Raw genomic sequence first — 16,617 nt, 5'->3', positions numbered from 1 at the left:
CGCCGACGCCGTTGACGGTCANGCCGTCGGCACATCGTCGACGACGTGCACCACCAGATTGTCGCTTGCCGTGGTGCCGCCGACGCCGTTGACGGTCAGCGCGACGCTGTCGTTGAAGCCGGTGCCGTCGACGGTGTCGTTGCCGGTCGGCGCCTTGCTGTCATTGTCGATCGTCGCCGTCAGCGTGTAGCTGTAGGCCACGGTGCCCGTGTGGGCATCGCCGGTGTAGCCGGTCAGCGTCAGCACGCCTTCGCCGGTGTTGACCACGCCGTTGGTCGCCGCGAACGCCTGCACCTGGGCCAGCGTGAAGGTGGTGCCGCCGATGACAACGTTCTGGATGCCGTCGGTTGCCGAGATGGTGAAGGATCCGGTGCTGGTCTCCGTGTCGGCCAAGGCATTCGAGCCGTTCGGGTTGAGGCCGGCCTCGTAGACCGTGTTGTCGGCGCCCTGGGCTTGGGCCGTCACCACCGAGGCGCTGTCGTTGGCGCCGTCGATGGTGATGGTCAGCGTCGCCGGCGAGGTGTCGCCGTCGGCGTCCGTCATCGTGTAGTGCAGATCGTAGCTCAGATGGCTGCCGGAGGTCAGCGCCTGCGTCGCGGCCTTGCTGTTGTCGAGCACGTAGCTCCAGGTGCCGTTGGCGTTCTGCGTCAGCGTGCCGTAGGTGGTGAGCGCGGTGATCGCCGCAGCGTCGCCTCCCGACCAGGCCGAGAAGCTCTTGGGCGTATCGGCGCCCGAGGCGTCGTTGGTCAGCACATTCCCCGAGACCGTGCTGGCGCCGTCCTCGACGACCGCGTACGGGCCGTCATTGACCGCCGTCGGCACATCGTCGACGACGTGCACCACCAGATTGTCGCTTGCCGTGGTGCCGCCGACGCCGTTGACGGTCNGAGACCGTGCTGGCGCCGTCCTCGACGACCGCGTACGGGCCGTCATTGACCGCCGTCGGCACATCGTCGACGACATTGACCTGAACCGTTGCGCTCGCCTGGTCACCGTCCGTATCGGTGGCGACTACGCTGATGCCGGTCAGGTTGATGACATTCTGCCCACCCGCGTCCGGATGCGGGAAGTTGTCGAGTAGCGTCACATTGACTGTCGCGGATCCGTCCGTGCCCGCCAGAATCGGCAGCGAGGGCGCGACCAGGTCGATCTGGATGGCATCGATGCCGTTGATCGAACCAATAATCTGCGTCGGGCCGGCCAGCGTCCAGACGAAGTCGGCGCCGGCAACCCCGTTGACGTCCGCCGTGATCCCGGCAACCGACGTGAACGCCACCCCGGTGATATTGTCCGAACCGGCATGGAACGATACCGTTCCGCTGCCGTCCTCGACGTTGGTCGCGGCCGCGCTGCCGGTCGCATTGACAGTGCCGAGCCCTGCCTCGTCCACCGTGATGACAGCGTTCGTTAGCACCGAAGGGTCAGTCCCGTCGGCGATGGTGATCGCCAGCGTCGTCTGCGAGGTGTCGCCGTCGCCGTCCTTCAGCGTGTAAGTGAACGTGTCCGTCACCGGCGAGGCGTTGCTGATGCTGGAATTGGCGACGTAGCTGTAAGTCCCGTCCGGGCTCAGCGTCAGCGTACCGTACTGGCCAACGACATGGAAGTCGCCGCCCACTACGGTGGTTGCCCCGGCACCCGTCGCGCCGCTTACCGAAGCGTCGTCGGCACCCTTGGTGTCGGCGCCGGCCGGATTGCCGTCGCCGCCGAGCCCGGCGATCACATTGCCGCTCACCGTGCCGCCTTCGGTCACGCTGTCCGTGTCGGCAACCGCCGTCGGCACGTCGTCAACGATGGCGACCGCAAAGGTGGTGCTGGCCGTATCGCCGTCGACGTCCGTGACGGTGATGCTGAAATTGTCCGGAACCGTGTCGTTGGGATTGAATCCGTCCCCCTGAAGGGGATGAGTGACTGATTCGGTCACCGTGTAATTGTATTCGATAGCGCCCGTATTCGGATTGAAGGAGACGATGGTCAGGTAGCCAAAGTCGCCCGGGATATGCTGGCCGACGCCGATAACAGTGACGCCGTTGATGACGATCGACCCGATACCATCCGGCGCGTCGATGGTGATCGTTCCTTTGCCGGAGGTTTCCGCGTCGCTCGGCGCGTCGCTACCCGGCGATTGTGACGGGCCGCCGTTAAGGCCGGTTTCGCTGGCTGCCTCGTCCGGGGCAAGCAAGGATGTTGCCACAACTGAAACCGGCCTGTCGACGACAGACGGGAAGAGTTCGCGCCGATCCAGAAGCCCAAATTGCAGAGCCGTGGGCGGCAACAATGCCGACAGGTCAAACCCGTCACCGATGCCACCGGGGGGAACCGAGAAGTCTCCGCCTGCACTTGGGTTCGAACCGCCCGGGCCGGCCGATATGGAACCATCGGCACCGAAGGCGACATCGACATGGCTTGCTTCAAGCGCCGCCAGCAAGGCAACGCGCGGCACCTCGACGTCACCGATGATGAAGGTCGGCACGTTGAGCGCGCCATCCTTGATCACGATCACCGAGCCATCGGCCTGTTCGAGCACGAGGTTGTGGCCGTCGACCTTGATGTTGTCGATCGAGACGTCGGCCGGAAGCTTTACAACGTTGCTGGCGTCGGCCACGTACTCGTGGGGCGCAGCTGCCGCCGGGGCCTTTGCCTCCGCGGGTGCATCTTGTTTGACGGGCGCACCGCTGCCGACATCGACCGGTACGGGCTCGGCAGGCGCCGCCTGAGCGGCCTGCGCTACCTGCGTCCCTGTCTGCGACGTCGAGCCGCCATGTTCATCGGGAGAATGCTGGTCCCAAGAATTCGAGACGGTGTCCAATTCGTTACTGTTCGTCATAACCAAACCCCTCCGGTATTTCCCGGAAAGAGACAGTGACGGCCTCTGCTTTGCAACTATCCTGCAATCACTTTCATATATTCTGATATGCCTATCTCGGCATTTTTTACACGTGGTAAATCCAGAACATATAACCTGATATACATAGGCCGGGCCATTGTCCGTTTGATATCCTCCAATCGGGATGGGCTGGTACGCATAAGTATAAATTTGAATAAAATTTTACGCAAAATAGATGTTACTGTTTGCGAGAAACTTATCCACCTTCCTTTCCAGTAATTTGAGACAAGATTGGTACCGTCCACAGTCAAGAGGTGGGCGTCATGAAAAAAGAAAAATCTGCCCTGGGAATAACCGGGCTCAGGCTCCTCCTGCTGGCAATGGCGATCGCAAGCCTGCCGCAGCCATCATCCGCGAAAGCAATTGCCGTGAATGCCGGCGCTGCCGCTGGAGTTCTGGCGCCGGTCGAAACCCCGTCCAGTCTCGGCGGCGTTTCGCTGGCTCGGCCGCAGCCATGGCAGCCGGTTTCAGCCTACCGGATGGGCATGATTTTCAGCAGCTCTGTTGCCGTTGATGAAAAGCGTGGTTCTTCGATCGCGCCGCCCGCCGCCGGGATCGATCTGATCCAGACGGCGGCGATCATTCCCGGCGTGTTCGGTTCTGTTGCCCTGTCGATGCGCAATTTCCCGGTTTCGGCGCGCTGGGCGCCGGTCTACAAGGCAATTGTCGACTGTACCGCGAGCAGCGCGTGCGAACGCAAGAACAGCGCCTTTGCCGAGATAGTCAAGGCAGCCGGGAACAAGCGCTTCATCGACAAGTTGTCCTTCGTCAACTCAAGTATAAATCGCGCCATCGCCTACAAGAAGGACAGCGTGGTTTACGGCAAGCTCGACTACTGGGCCAAGCCCCGGGAAATCCTTGAGCGGCGGGCAGGGGACTGCGAGGATTTCGCCATCCTCAAGATGGCCGCGCTGCTGCATGCAGGCATCCCGGCGCAGAGCATGTCGCTGGTCGTCTTGCAGGATCGCAAGCGCGGTTTCTTTCATGCCGTGCTGTCGGTCAGCACCGGCAGCGGCGTCTTCATTCTCGACAGTTTGAGCAATGTAGTTTCCCGCGACACAGACCTGCCGACCTACGTGCCGCTGTATTCGTTCAGCACCGATCGTGCGTGGATCCATGGCGCGAAGACCGGTTCTGCTCAAATAGCCGATATCAAGGGCGGCCTTTCGACGGTCGCGCCTGGTGAAGGTGTGCAGCCGTAAGCTCCCATCAGAGAGTCTTGAGCGCTCTATCTCTTGTTTGACGCAATTTTCCACGGAAACCGCTCACACTTTTCCCGGAATTGCTCTAGCCGCCGAAGACGAACGCCATCAGCAGTTCCGGCTCGACCACCGGCGCCCGCACCGCGCTCAGTTGACCGCGGTAGCGGCGGTCGCCGGCGCCTATGACGAAACCGGTCGCGACCGGCGTCTCGCCATTGGCGTCGAGCCTGGCGAATATGTCGGCGACATTGAGGTCCAGCGCCAGCTTGAGATCCTGGCGCGCGTCCTCGTTCGGCGCCACCGGCAATTGCCGCCGCACCAGTTGCTGGAACGGCGCATTGAAGGTCAGGATCTTCTTCGACGATGCCAGGGCAAAGGCCGGCGAGGGACAGGCGACGAGAATGGCGCTGATGGTCTTGATCGACGCGAGCCTCTGCAAGGTGAGGTTTTGGTCGGCCAATCCACGCATGCAGGCTACGCGAATTGCCGATGTCAGGTTTCCGGCGTTGGCGTGGCTCTCTGCAATTTCCTCGATCAGTGTGCCGATCGTGCATTTGCGGCTTTCCGCCATCTGCTTCAGCGATGTCCAGAACGCCCGTTCCAGACGAATGCCGCGGCGCATGCCGCCACGCGCCACAACCCGGAACTCGAGACCGAAATCCTCACTCGCCAGCGGTGGCAGCAGCCGGTCGCGATCGACCGGGCGGGAGATCGCACTATCGCTCACTCATTGCCTCCTCCCGCGCCTTGTTGATTGGTTTCAGAAGGTAGGTGAGAATCGTTTTGCGTCCGGTCTTGATGTCGACCGAACAGATCATGCCGGGGATGATGGAATAGGTCTTGCCGTCGCGTGTCAGGGTCGATTTGTCGGTGGCTACACGCACCTGATAGTACGGTTCGCCGGTCTTCTGGTCGACAAGGCTGTCGGCAGTGATGTTCGACACCTTGCCTTCGATGCCGCCGAAGATCGAGAAGTCATAGGCGGTCACCTTGATCAGGGCATCCTGGCCCGGCCGGATGAAGGCGACGTCCCGCGGTGAGACCCGGGCTTCGACCAGCAGGGTCTCGGACGTCGGCACGATACCCGCGACGACCGCGCCGGGCTGGACGAAGGCGCCGACCGTGTTGATGTCAAGCGTGTTGACGATACCATCGACAGGCGAACGGATATCGGTACGCGCCACCTTGTCGGTGGCACCGCGTATCGTCTCGTCCACCACCGAGAGATCGGCCAGCGCCTGCGTCAGATCGCTGAGCGCTTCCTGTTGCAGCTGGAGGCCAAGTTCGTCGACCTGAAGCTTGGCTTCCGTGATGGCAGACCTGGCTTTCTTGATGGTCTCTCCGGCAAGCGTCAGCTGACCATTGAGCTCGGTCTGCTCGCGCTCGACGCGGAGCTGCTCGGTTCGCGCCATCAGGCCTTTCTTGACCATCGCTTCGACCAGCTTCGCCTCCTGGTCGCTGACGGCCAGGTTCTTGGTGAGGCGATCGGCATTGGCGTTGGCTTCGTCGAGTTCCTTCTCACGCTGATCGAGCCGCGACTTTAGAACCGACAGTTTGACTTCGAAGTTATCGCGCCGCGCGATTAGCAGCTTCTGCTCGTTGTCACAGATTTCCGGCGCCACCTTCTGGATCTCTGACGGACAGGGAAACGCGCCCTCGAGGCTGCCGGTCTGTTCGAATTGGAGCCGTGCAATGCGCGTCTGCAGCGCCCGCGCCTTGGCCTGCTGCTCGCCAAGGCTGGAAGTGTTGAAGGTGTTGTCGAGACGAATGATGAGGTCATTCTTCTTGACGACCTGACCGATCGTCACGGCGATTTCCTGAACCACGCCCGGCTCGCTGGCCTGGATGATCTGGGTCTTCGACGCCGGTATGATCTTGCCGTCGCCGCGTGCGATTTCATCGACCTCGGCGAAGGATGCCCAGGCTACCGAACTCGCAAAAAGCGCCCCGATAATGAATATCGAAGCCGACGCAAAAAGCGGCGGACGGTCTTCCCTGGCTAGCATTTACCACGTCCCAACGTGCTGTGTTCAAGCATAATTCTGTTCGTCAGGCGCTTGTTTTCTGCAGCGCTTGTATCACTTGGTCTTTCGGTCCATCGGCAACGATCTTGCCCTGCTCGATGACGATCAGGCGGTCGGCCAGCTCGAGCATGCTGAAGCGGTGCGTCGATACGATCAGGGTCGTGTTGCGATCGAAAGCCACTTTGAGCTGCTTGATCAGCTGGCGCTCGGAAGCCAGATCCATCGAGCCGGACGGCTCGTCCAGGAACACGATTTTCGGTTTGGTCAGCAACAGGCGGGCAATTGCCATTGTCTGCCTCTGACCGCCCGAGAGATTGGTGCCGCGCTCGCCGACATTCATGTCGTAGCCTCGCGGATGGCGGGAGACGAAGTCGTCGACGCCGGCAGCCTTGGCCGCCTCGACGATCTGCTCATCGGTCGCCTCCGGGCACGCCATCAGGAGATTTTCCTTGATGGTGCCGGAAAATAGATCGTTGGCTTGCGCGACGATCCCGACCGCGGCGCGAACCTCAGATGGGTGGTATTGGCGGATGTCGATCCCGTCCAGCAGCAGCTCGCCGGAGGTCGGCAGGAAAAGCCTGCCGATCAGCCTCCCCATGGTCGTCTTTCCCGAGCCTATGCGGCCGATGATGCCAATCCGCTCACCGGGCTTCACCGAGAAATTCAGGCCGGTCAGCACTTCGTTTTCGGAACCCGGGTAGACAAAGCCGACATTCCTGAATGCCATTGCACCGTTGCGAATGGGGCGGTTGACGAAACCAACCGTGTCCGGCCGATCCTCAGGCTGCGCCATGATCGAATTCACCATTCGCAGGGACAGCATCGCCTGGCGAAGTCTGGACAAGGTGATCGCAATCTGCCCAAGCGGGGCCACCGCCCGGCCCGCCAGCATGACGGTGCCGATGATGGCGCCGGTCGAGACATGCCCTTCCGAAAAGGCATAGGCGCCGGCCACGATCAAGGCGACGGTGACCATCTGCTGGATGGCTTGCGTTATGTTGCCGGCGGCAGCCGAAAGCTGTTTGATCTTCTCGGACGTGTTGGATGCGTTCTTGGAATGCTCCGCCCATTTTCGCAGAAGGTACGCCTCTGCCCGCAGCGATTTGATCGTTTCCAGCGTGGAGATGGATTCCACCAGCAGGGCCTGGCGCTGCGAAGCCTCGTTCATGGAAGCGGCAACGCGTTTGCCGATGCGCCGTTGCGTGATCAGCCCGACGATCACCGAGGCGACAAAGGCAATGGCCGGTATGACGACCAGCCAACCGCCTATCGCATAGATGACAAGAAGAAAGACGAAGACGAAGGCTGTGTCGATGAAGACGCTGATGGTGTTCGACGTGAAAAACTCGCGCACGAACTCGTACTGGGTCACCCGATTTGCATATTCGCCGGTTGAGCCGGGCCTTGCCGACAAGGACGAGTTCAGCACCTTCTCGAAAAGCATATAGGAGATGCGAAGATCGGCCTTGCGCCCGGCATAGTCGATCAGTGACGCTCTGGCGGTCTTCAAGAGCAGGTCGAACAGAATGACCGCGCCGATCCCGATCGACAGCACCCAGAGCGTCGATATCGCCTTGTTCGGCAAGATCCTGTCGTAGACGTTCATGGTGAAGATCGGTGAGGCAAGAGCCAGCAGATTGATGAATACCGCCGACAGGATGACCTTCGAATAGGTGCGCCAGAACGGCCCCATCGTGCCGGTCAGCCAATGTCGCCGCTCGATCTTGGCCGCCGAACCGACGCTCATCGCCTCTACTGCGTTGGCATAGGTTATCGAGAAGGAAACGCCGCCACTAATATAACTTCCGGAAAACTCGGATTTGCTGATTGTGGTGCGCCCGTCTTCCTGGGGAGCGGTCGTAAATCCACCGTCCTCGGTCTGGGCAAGCAGCGCAACCGGCAACTGGCTGACGCGAAACAGAATGGCGGGAAGGTCGATGCGTCCGCGAAGAAAGTCGCGATGGCTGAATTCCGTGATTTCAAGACCGATGCGTTCGGCAAGATGCCGGATGGCGTCGATATCGATGCGGGTGTCTGACAGCGGCACGCCGGCAAACAGCACGGTCTCGGAACTCGGCCTGCCGAGGTACCCGGCAACAGCGGAGAAGCAGGCCTTGAACGCCTCTTTTGGGGAGAGGATTTTGGGTTGTGGGTTCACGATCGGCCCGCAGGACTATCGTTCGTCCTTGACCTTCCTACTTCTTTCTTACCGGTGCGAGGATGTCGAAAGGCAGATCGTTCGTCTGCTCCGACGGCGTGCGCGCATACGTTTCGGTGTCGGCCGTTTCAGGCGCATTGAACTCGGCCTTGGCATAGGCGGTGGCCTGTTTTGCCGGCTGGAGATTCATGGTCTTCAGCAACTGCCCGGTTGCCGCCAGCAGCCGGTACTGCGCGAAAAGCGACGCGTAGGATGCGGTGTCGGCAAGCGTAGCTGTGTTGAACCGCGTGTTCTGCGCGTCGAGCACGTCGAGCAGCGAGCGCTGTCCGACCTTGAACTGCTCGCGATAGGACGCCACCAGCCTTTCGTTGGCGGCAGCCTGAAGCTTCAATGTCTTTGCCAGATCGGCCTGCCGGAAGCGGCGATCCCATGACGTACGGACGGCTTCCTCGATCTCGCGCAGAACCTGGTGCAGCACAAGGCGCTGCTCGCTGGTGCGGCGGACCTGCTCTTGCTCGTTGGCTTTGTCGATGCCGCCGCGATAGAGGTTCCAGCGCAGCACCAGCCGCGCCTGCAGGTCGCTGGCGTCGCCATCGTCGCCGTCGATGTCATAGCCGCCGCGGGCGCGGCCTTCGGCGATGACGGAGGGCCCGAATTTCGCCCGCGCCGCATCCACCAGGGAGGCGGCGGCGTCGATATCGCTGTTGGCCATGTGGACGCGCGGATTGTTCTGTCGCGCCAGCCCTAGCGCGTCGTCGAGCGACCTTGGCAGCGCGCTCGAGACATCGCCTGGCCTTGACGCGTTGGTCAGCGGCTTACCGACCGTCTTGAAGAACCGTATCTTGGAAGCCTCCAGTTCTTCGGTCGCCTCCTGCATACGTGCCTTGGCAGCGAACAGCCGCTCCTCGGCCTGCTGGCGATCAGCCTCGTTCAACGCGCCGCCTGCAATACCTTGCCGGATGTCGCCGAGGATTGCCTGGTGAAAGCCCAGATTCTTCTTCGCTTCTGAAACGATCGAAGCCTGCAGCATGTATTCGAGATAGTCCTGGACGACAGACAGTCCAATGAATTCAGACCGTTCCAGCACCCGGAACGATGCGCCGTCGACCCGCGACGCCTGACGGTTCAGTTCCGCCCGCCTTGCGCCGCTGTCATAAAGCGTCTGCGTGACAACGACATCGGCTTCCGCTGGATAGAGCGCGTCATCCTCTATGGACAGCGAACGCCGGGAGGAATTGTCGAGACGACGAACCCCCGCCGACGCCTCGACATCGACGCTGGGAAGATAAAGTCCCTTCGCTTGGCGTAGCTCGAATTCGATTGCTTCGCGGTTTTCGATCGCTTGGCCAATTTCGGGGTTGGACTCCACCGCAACCGCCATCGCCTCCTGGAGAGTGAGCGCGTGAGCATTCCCACAACTCAATATGGCGACCGTCGTCAGCAGGCCGAGGCGCTTGCCTATCGCCGACATAGATGTCGTATTCATTTCACCCCACCCCAACGTTCCCCTGCGCCATTATTGCCAGGCGTTACAACTCAACCGTGATTGTTCACAAATTTGCAAAATATGGGAGCACTTATTGATTTAGTGACCGCTAAAACGCTGAATTCAAGCAAAATTCTATAGAATGTCGCAAAAATGGCACATAAAATACCCACTGCGGTTTTTGGGTAACAGCCGTCCGAGTTTGAACAGGCAAGCGAAACCGCTCCGGGAAGGAGGACCGCAAGGCCACCTTATGACCTATTTGCTCCTGATGGCTTGACTATTTCTGGGTGTACTTTTTCAGCGAGGTGACCGACAACATCTTGGTTGGCAGCTACAATCGGCAGGATAATCTTAGTCCACTTGCCAAGAGCCTGGAACGGACACCCCTGCCTTTCTTCGACCTGAAGCGTGGGCATAAATCCCTGAGCCGGCGAATAAACGCCGACGACTGCTTCACTGGCCAGCGTGCCAGCATAGGGCTCGTATGACGGCCGATCAACGACTGGGTCAACCGAAGAGGTGACGGTACTTTTTGAGGCGGTTCGGTAGGCCATCGAATGCCGCAAGGTCCAAAAATCCCTCGATATTGATCCCGATAGCTGGTGAAACCTCAAAATATTTCTTGTGGCGATTTTCCGTTAAAATCAAAAGCGTAATTTTTTGACGGTTCTAGTGTCGGCCTTTCGCAGCTCAGAAAAAAATTTGACTGTAACGAGTCATACGCTGTTTAAAATGCGGAACGAAGTGGTCGGTAGCGCCACCACTTTGCGGGACGACATACGAGAGTTGCAGGACGAGCGGTCAAACATCGAGGGGCCGCCGGCTCGTTAGATACCACTACTCGTTCCTCCGCGCCATTCCAACAGCCTGAACTTCGAGGCAAGTGAGCCCGTCCTGGTCCGGCGCCTCGACTCGTAAATCCATTCCACCGATTACAACTGCCTGCAAGCTGCCGCTTGTTTGTTACTTCCCAAGTCTCATCGGCCATATCGAGGCGTTAGACCGTCAGCTGGTCGCGCGCTGTTGCCACAGCTGCCGATCTGCAACCGCCCCCATTTCCGCCGTTCTGGGCCCTGTCCCCCAACGTTTGCAAAACGAGGTCAGCTATGGTCGGCAGTTTGGGGGTCGCGGGAGCATACGGAATGATACGGGAACCTTTCAGATTTTGGCCCACCAAAAATTCAGCAAAATCAACAATTTCCGTTCGCCTTCGGGCCCACCAATAACTCACGGCTTAAGCCGAACTCTTTGTTTTGTGAATTGAGCGTTTTCCCGAAAGTATGTGCCTTTGGATCAACATAGTCGTCAGTCCGTTCGTCGATTCACCTTCTGGGATGCCACCTGTCACACGTAACCCAAGAATTTCAGCTTCGAAAGACTTCCAGCGATTCGTGCGGCAATCGGCGGCTACGACGTGCAACAGGATGGGTTCACACGACTGATGGCTCAAACCACGGGAAGGCGCTCGTTGACAGTCACTATGGTTGTCACGGCCTCACGCTTCAGGCTGTCGCTCTCCGCCCCGCCGGCGCTGGGAGGGTCACCACCGAACTTTGGATGGTGTCTCTGGCCGGGGGATATCCAGGTTTCTATGAAATCCAACGGATCTACGCTCCCCGTCATTTCCTTCGCGAGCGTCAGAAGCTCCTCCAGGCGCTGCTCACGCTCCTCGTTCGTGCACTTGAGGCGCTCATGCGCATCCGCGAAAAAGCACTCTACCGTCAAAGCCTTTCCCCACCTCTCGATAATTTCGCAAGCTGCTGCTGGCTATCGGCAGATCGTTGATGCGCAACTGTGACGGCGGTCGTTACCGTGGCTCGAGTGTCAGCAGATGTGGTAAGGCTGATTGTCGACGAGTAGCAGAGGGGTCCAGCAACAATGACTTTGAGACGAACCAGAGCTTACGGCGGATCCGGCTTGGTTCTGGCGGTTTGCACAGTATTGGCTTGGCAAAACGCCACCGCCGCTCAAGATTGCTACGCAGCCGCGACGCCTGGCGTCAATTGGCAGGAGTGTGACAAAAAGCTTCTCATCCTAGAAGGACAGGACCTGAGCGGGGCAAACCTGTTCGGTGTTGATTTCACTTCGACCGACCTCAGGAACAGCAATCTCCTTGCGGCAAATTTTGAGAAGGCATCGCTTGTGCGCGCTTCCCTGGCCGGCTCGACCGCCAAAGGCGCCCGGTTCGACAAAATCGAGGCGTACAGGACCGACTTCAGCCATATGGACGCGCAGGGCGCCGTGTTTACGGGCGCGGAAGTGCAGCGCTCGAATTTCCAGGACGCCAATCTGGTCAATGTTGATTTCACAAAGGCGGAATTGGGGCGTGCGCAGTTCCATGACGCCGATATCAGCGGCAGCCACTTTTCGTTTGCCAATCTCGCGCGGGCGGACTTCCGAGGAGCGAAGTTCACCGCACCGATAGACTTTGAGGGCGCTTTTTTCTTTCTGACCCGTATCGAGGGCCTCGATCTATCCAATTCGGCGGGTCTGTCCCAGTGGCAGCTCAACATGGCTTGCGGGGACGCCCGGACCGAGTTGCCTTCTGGCATGACGAGGCCAGAAAATTGGCCCTGTCAATTCCAGCAGGAATAGCCCGCCCGTCCGCTTCCCGCCCAAAGGCTGCCGGGCGGCAAAGCGCCTCAATCAGTCCTCGGCCGCGGGTCAAAGCACGACACTGCGGGACATTTCCGGCAATCTCATTTACCGGCGAACGACAACGACCAAATAGAGGACGGATGCCCAAGGTCAAAGGTGATACCGCTCTGGACAAGGAGCGCGCCAAAACAGAGAAGCTCCTCAAAAAGGTTGGATACACCGCCTTGAAGGAGGCCGGTGTGGTATCCAAGCGACCCGACCTCCCAAATCTAAAGGTTGAAAAGCGAGGGAAATAGCGCGGACACTCGCATGCTGACCTGACGAGGGCACGCCCAAAATGTAGACGTCTGCTTTGCCTTCTCAAGCTAGGAGCGTGCAGGCGGCGCTTGCGAGAACCACAAGGCGGACTGCTGGGCCGGAAGAACTGTCGTATTTCCGCCCCGGTGCGATCCGATACTTCACAACTTTTTCACTTTCAATTGGGGGGCCATATCATATGAACGAAGAGACCGGCGTTCAGAAGTTGGTGCGCACGCTGCGTGCTCGAGCACCTGATGACGCAGCTGAATTGCTCGCTAGAGAGTCTCCCGAGTTCATCCGCGACACACTAAAGCTGTTGCCTGACGGGCACGCCCGTAAGGTGGCCGAGCATTTGCCACAGCATATGCGGCCCATCAGCTCTCATGATGGTGACATGGGTTTCGCGATCCCCGAGTCGCTCATCGAGGTGATGGACCCGATCCCCGCCAGCGTTCCTGTCGGGACGACGGTTGCTGCCGCGGTGGAAGCTGTCAGAGGCGCCCAGGTGCCGACCGAGCTCACTTATCTCTACGTCACGGACAAGGGCAATAAACTGGTTGGCCTGGCGGTCCTGCGCGATCTGATGCTGAGCGAACCGGACGCGGTTGTCGATCACATCATGCTGCCCAGGCCGTTCGCTCTTGATGTCGGTCTCTCTTTGAGTAACGCATGCAAGGCGGCGGTACGGCGTCACTATCCTGTCTATCCGGTGGTGGATGCGGAGAACCGGCTGCTCGGGCAGGTTCGCGGCTGGCGCTTGTTCGAGCAGCAAATCATCGAGATTTCCGCCCAGTCTGGCCAGATGGTCGGCCTCCAGAAGGAGGAGCGCTCTTTTACGCCGCTGTTTTCAGCCTTCCTGAAGCGCCATCCGTGGCTGCAGTTGAATCTCCTGACGGCCTTCATGGCCGCATTCGTGGTCAGTTCGTTCACAGGCACGATCGAGAAGATCGTCGCTCTGGCGGCGTTTCTCCCAGTCTTGGCCGGGCAGAGCGGAAACACCGGCTGCCAGGCACTGGCTATGACGCTGCGTGGCCTTGCCCTGGGGGATGTGGACAAACGACCGAAGCTGCACTTGGTGATGAGAGAGGGCGCGCTCGCGGCCGCCAACGGCGCGCTCGTCGGCGTTGTTGCGGCTGCGGCGATGTGGTTCTATGCCTCGATGCAACCGGCGTCGGCGGCGCAGGCGCCGATGCTGGCACTTGTGATCCTGCTTGCCATGTCCGGATCGTGCCTCATGTCCGGCATCTCCGGCGTGCTGATCCCGTTGAGCCTGCGCCGGGTAGGCGCCGATCCGGCGGTCGCCTCGGCGATCTTCCTCACCACCGTGACCGATATTGTAGGCATGGGCCTGATGCTGGGGCTGGCAACCATGCTCGTGCTCTAGCAAGCTGCGTCCGCTGACCCGTCCCCTGGAGTCGGAGGCAACAAGCTGACCTCGTCGCGTTTAAAGAAATTGCAAGACCCAGGCCGAATCGCACACGCGTCGTGAGAACACCTTTCGGCAGCTCTCCGGCCCCTTGCGAAACGCGACGGAAGGCCTTTGGAGAAGCCGTGGGTCACCTTGAAGCATGGTGACCAGATACGCAGAATCGCCCACCCAATATTAATCTTCTCGGCTGGGCGATCCACTACTGATGAGATTTGAGTTTGTTAAGCCTTGGGCCAAAATACCTCAATCACGTGCAGCAATGTCGAGAAGAGTTTTTGACAATCAGCGCAGCCGAAATAGGAATAAACCCGATATCTTGTTGCGCAGCTGCAACAGCTGCTGAGGACTCGCATAAGTCCGGCGACCGTTCAGTCGCCTTTTTCTTGCAGTCGTGCTAAATCTCTCGCACTAGTCGGGTTTGGGGTGGGTTCTCGGCATGCAATCTTCGTTTCGAACGATCTTCGGCGTCGCCGCAGCGCTGCTTTGTGCCGGCGTGTTGCCGGCCGGCGCACAAGGTCTTTTTGGGGCCTATGACGATGCGTTTGCGGCCCGCATCGCCAGTCCGGCCGACAATGGAACGCTCGCCCAATTCGTCACGGTTGCGGTCAATGCTGGGCAATACGATCAGGCGATCTCCTCGATCGAGCAGTATCTGATCCAATACCCGCGCGATGCGCGCGCCCGGCTTGCGGCCAGCCGGTTGTATTATCATGTAGGGTCCTATGAATTGGCCCGGCGGCAGGTGCAGTACGGCATCGAAGTCGGAGGTCTGACCGCAAGTGAGCAACAGGAAGCTGTTCGCCTGCTCGCCCGCATCGAGCGCGCGTTGCGTGGCGTCACCTGGGAACTCGCCCTGACCGGCGGGGTATTCAGCGCATTCACCGATTTTGAGCCAGGCGGGGCGCAGGACGACGACAGCTTCGTCTCGCCTTACGGGCAGGCGGAAGGTTTTGTGCGGTGGGACCTCGGCACGCCAAGTGCCGACGCGCTCGTTCTTTCGGGGTCGTTGACCGCGACAGAGCGTCTCTTCACGGAAGACCTGTCGGTTCCGGGTGGCGAGAAGACTTTTATTCACGGCAACGCAGCAATTACCTGGGACAAGGGACTGCCCAACAGCGGGATCGATTCGCTGCGCCTGCTGCTTTCCGCGTTCACCGCTACGGATCGTTTCGACAGCGATATTTACGAAACCGGTATCGGCCTCAGTGGACGTTTCGTCGTTCGCCCGACGGTCGAGACGACGCTCTTCGCCGGTGGCGGCTACATCGATCTAAGCGCCTCGCAAGGCATTTTCGCCGATAGCAGGGTCTTCTATGAGGCAGGCGGCAGCTACCGCTTCCGCAATGGCCAGGCGCTCGGCTTGCGCTTTGTCGGCTCGAATGACTTCGCTTCCGGATCGGGCGAAATCAGCCGCAGCTATACGGGCGAGGTCCGCTATGGCGGCCTGTTGATGAACGTACCGGATTTTTTCGCATGGTCGCACCAGATCGCCTTATCGGCCGGCCACAGCGACACTCCCGATCTGTCCGTCGGCATCGGCACAAATATCAAGAGCGACTTCTGGCGCATTGCCTCGGAAAGCGATTTTCAGCTGACGGAAGCGCAGAAGATCAGCGTCGATCTCGCCTACCGCAAAACCAACTTCGCCCTCGCCAACCGCGACCGAAAATCGTTCGAAATGCTCATGAGCTATACGTTGACGCTCAATTGAAAGAGGCCGCGATGAGGTATCATCAGATCGTCGTTTTTATCGCCTGCCTCGCCTTCGCGGCACCATCCGCTGCTGAGACGGTCGGGTCGATGACGGCCTATCAGACCATCATCGTCCGCAATAACGGCGGGACGATGAACGTTGGCGCCGGCATCGAACTCGGCGACCAGTTGCGCAGCAATCCCACCGGTCTCGGAATGCTGGTGTTCCGGGATGAATCGAGCGCCAAGATTGGTCCAAACACCAGCCTGACGATCGATGAGTTCGTCTACAATCCGGGCTCCGGGTCGGGAAAGATCGACATCGGGATGAACAGCGGCCTGGCCCGTTTTTATGGCGGCCAGGTTTCGAAAGGGGGCGTCATGCAGGTTGCGACGCCGCACATGGTGCTCGGAGCGAGAGGCGGCATCATCGAAGTGCTGGTGGCAGCCGGCCAGACCGTCGGCATATTGCGCGCCGGCCGCATGACCTGCACGATCAATGGCAAACGGCTGGTCATCACGAACCCGGGCTACGCCTGCACGTCGGACGATGGCAAGCTTCTGGCCGGCTACGGCGGCATCGACGCCTTCCCGATCTTGGACAGTATCGACCGGATAGCGGGAACCGGCCTGCCGGGCGCACCGGGTCCTGGGTTGGACGTAAGCGCAATTTGTGCGTCGGCTCTAGGCTCCTCGCTCAAAGTCTGCGGGTCCAGGGACGGCGCACTTCCAGGAGTGGTCATGGAATTCCCTGACAGCCCAACGCCACCTGCGGGCAGCGGGGGGCGGCGGGGCGAGTGTGAGGGTGAGGGTTGCTGCTACTACTACAACTGCGATTAGG

The 16,617-nt window shown here is 60.0% G+C and carries 11 protein-coding genes; 5 read left to right on the top strand and 6 right to left on the bottom strand.

The annotated features are described in order from the left end of the window. Positions 1–18 precede the first annotated feature (18 nt). Together X728_RS159405 and X728_RS159410 are read right to left on the bottom strand one after the other, a co-directional pair. On the bottom strand, positions 19–843 hold the full coding sequence (locus X728_RS159405) for a VCBS domain-containing protein (protein WP_031194963.1): 825 nt from the start codon (positions 841–843) through the stop codon (positions 19–21). Continuing rightward, positions 803–2,824: an Ig-like domain-containing protein gene (locus X728_RS159410; protein WP_023830901.1), complete on the bottom strand. Its 2,022-nt coding sequence runs from the start codon at positions 2,822–2,824 to the stop codon at positions 803–805. The genes X728_RS159405 and X728_RS159410 overlap by 41 nt, the downstream gene beginning before the upstream one ends. 323 nt (positions 2,825–3,147) lie before the next feature. On the opposite strand from X728_RS159410, the gene X728_RS159415 reads away from it, so the two are divergent. After that, positions 3,148–4,086, top strand: coding sequence for a transglutaminase-like cysteine peptidase (locus X728_RS159415; RefSeq protein ID WP_023830900.1), 939 nt, complete (start codon positions 3,148–3,150; stop codon positions 4,084–4,086). Between the two features lie 85 nt (positions 4,087–4,171). Here X728_RS159415 and X728_RS159420 read toward each other — a convergent pair whose 3' ends face one another. Genes X728_RS159420 through X728_RS159435 form a run of 4 tightly spaced genes read right to left on the bottom strand, consistent with a single transcriptional unit; the run spans position 4,172 to position 9,754 of the window. Continuing rightward, positions 4,172–4,813, bottom strand: a complete 642-nt coding sequence (locus tag X728_RS159420) for a ribbon-helix-helix domain-containing protein (protein ID WP_023830899.1) — start codon at positions 4,811–4,813, stop codon at positions 4,172–4,174. Beyond that, on the bottom strand, positions 4,803–6,092 hold the full coding sequence (locus X728_RS159425) for an HlyD family type I secretion periplasmic adaptor subunit (RefSeq protein ID WP_023667951.1): 1,290 nt from the start codon (positions 6,090–6,092) through the stop codon (positions 4,803–4,805). The genes X728_RS159420 and X728_RS159425 overlap by 11 nt, the downstream gene beginning before the upstream one ends. Before the next feature lie 43 nt (positions 6,093–6,135). Further along, the gene (locus X728_RS159430) at positions 6,136–8,268 is read right to left on the bottom strand and encodes a type I secretion system permease/ATPase (RefSeq protein WP_023691465.1); all 2,133 of its coding nucleotides are present in this window, start codon (positions 8,266–8,268) and stop codon (positions 6,136–6,138) included. A gap of 37 nt (positions 8,269–8,305) precedes the next feature. Further along, positions 8,306–9,754, bottom strand: coding sequence for a TolC family protein (locus tag X728_RS159435; RefSeq protein WP_023681072.1), 1,449 nt, complete (start codon positions 9,752–9,754; stop codon positions 8,306–8,308). A gap of 1,881 nt (positions 9,755–11,635) precedes the next feature. Between X728_RS159435 and X728_RS159450 the strand changes: the two genes are divergently transcribed. The 4 genes from X728_RS159450 (at position 11,636) to X728_RS1000000167670 (ending at position 16,616) form a co-directional block, all read left to right on the top strand. Further along, positions 11,636–12,352, top strand: coding sequence for a pentapeptide repeat-containing protein (locus X728_RS159450; protein ID WP_023830898.1), 717 nt, complete (start codon positions 11,636–11,638; stop codon positions 12,350–12,352). 499 nt (positions 12,353–12,851) lie between these two features. Then, positions 12,852–14,039: a magnesium transporter gene (locus X728_RS159455; protein WP_031194960.1), complete on the top strand. Its 1,188-nt coding sequence runs from the start codon at positions 12,852–12,854 to the stop codon at positions 14,037–14,039. Positions 14,040–14,577: 538 nt separating this feature from the next. After that, positions 14,578–15,795 (top strand): tetratricopeptide repeat protein, encoded by a 1,218-nt coding sequence (locus X728_RS159460; RefSeq protein ID WP_196815051.1) that lies wholly within the window; start codon positions 14,578–14,580, stop codon positions 15,793–15,795. After that, complete coding sequence (locus tag X728_RS1000000167670; RefSeq protein WP_031194959.1) at positions 15,792–16,616, top strand: FecR domain-containing protein; 825 nt, start codon at positions 15,792–15,794, stop codon at positions 16,614–16,616. The genes X728_RS159460 and X728_RS1000000167670 overlap by 4 nt, the downstream gene beginning before the upstream one ends. Position 16,617 lies beyond the last annotated feature (1 nt).

It is taken from the genome of Mesorhizobium sp. L103C119B0 (genome assembly GCF_000502235.1).
Lineage (GTDB): Bacteria > Pseudomonadota > Alphaproteobacteria > Rhizobiales > Rhizobiaceae > Mesorhizobium.
The sequence above is the reverse complement of the archived record's forward strand: the minus strand, read 5'-3'. Positions and strand labels throughout refer to the sequence as shown.

Coding starts and splice junctions, on each gene's coding strand:
- X728_RS159415 (WP_023830900.1), top strand. CDS start 3,148: ATGAAAAAAGAAAAATCTGCCCTGGGAATAACCGGGCTCAGGCTCCTC.
- X728_RS159425 (WP_023667951.1), bottom strand. CDS start 6,092: ATGCTAGCCAGGGAAGACCGTCCGCCGCTTTTTGCGTCGGCTTCGATA.
- X728_RS159435 (WP_023681072.1), bottom strand. CDS start 9,754: ATGAATACGACATCTATGTCGGCGATAGGCAAGCGCCTCGGCCTGCTG.
- X728_RS159450 (WP_023830898.1), top strand. CDS start 11,636: ATGACTTTGAGACGAACCAGAGCTTACGGCGGATCCGGCTTGGTTCTG.
- X728_RS159455 (WP_031194960.1), top strand. CDS start 12,852: ATGAACGAAGAGACCGGCGTTCAGAAGTTGGTGCGCACGCTGCGTGCT.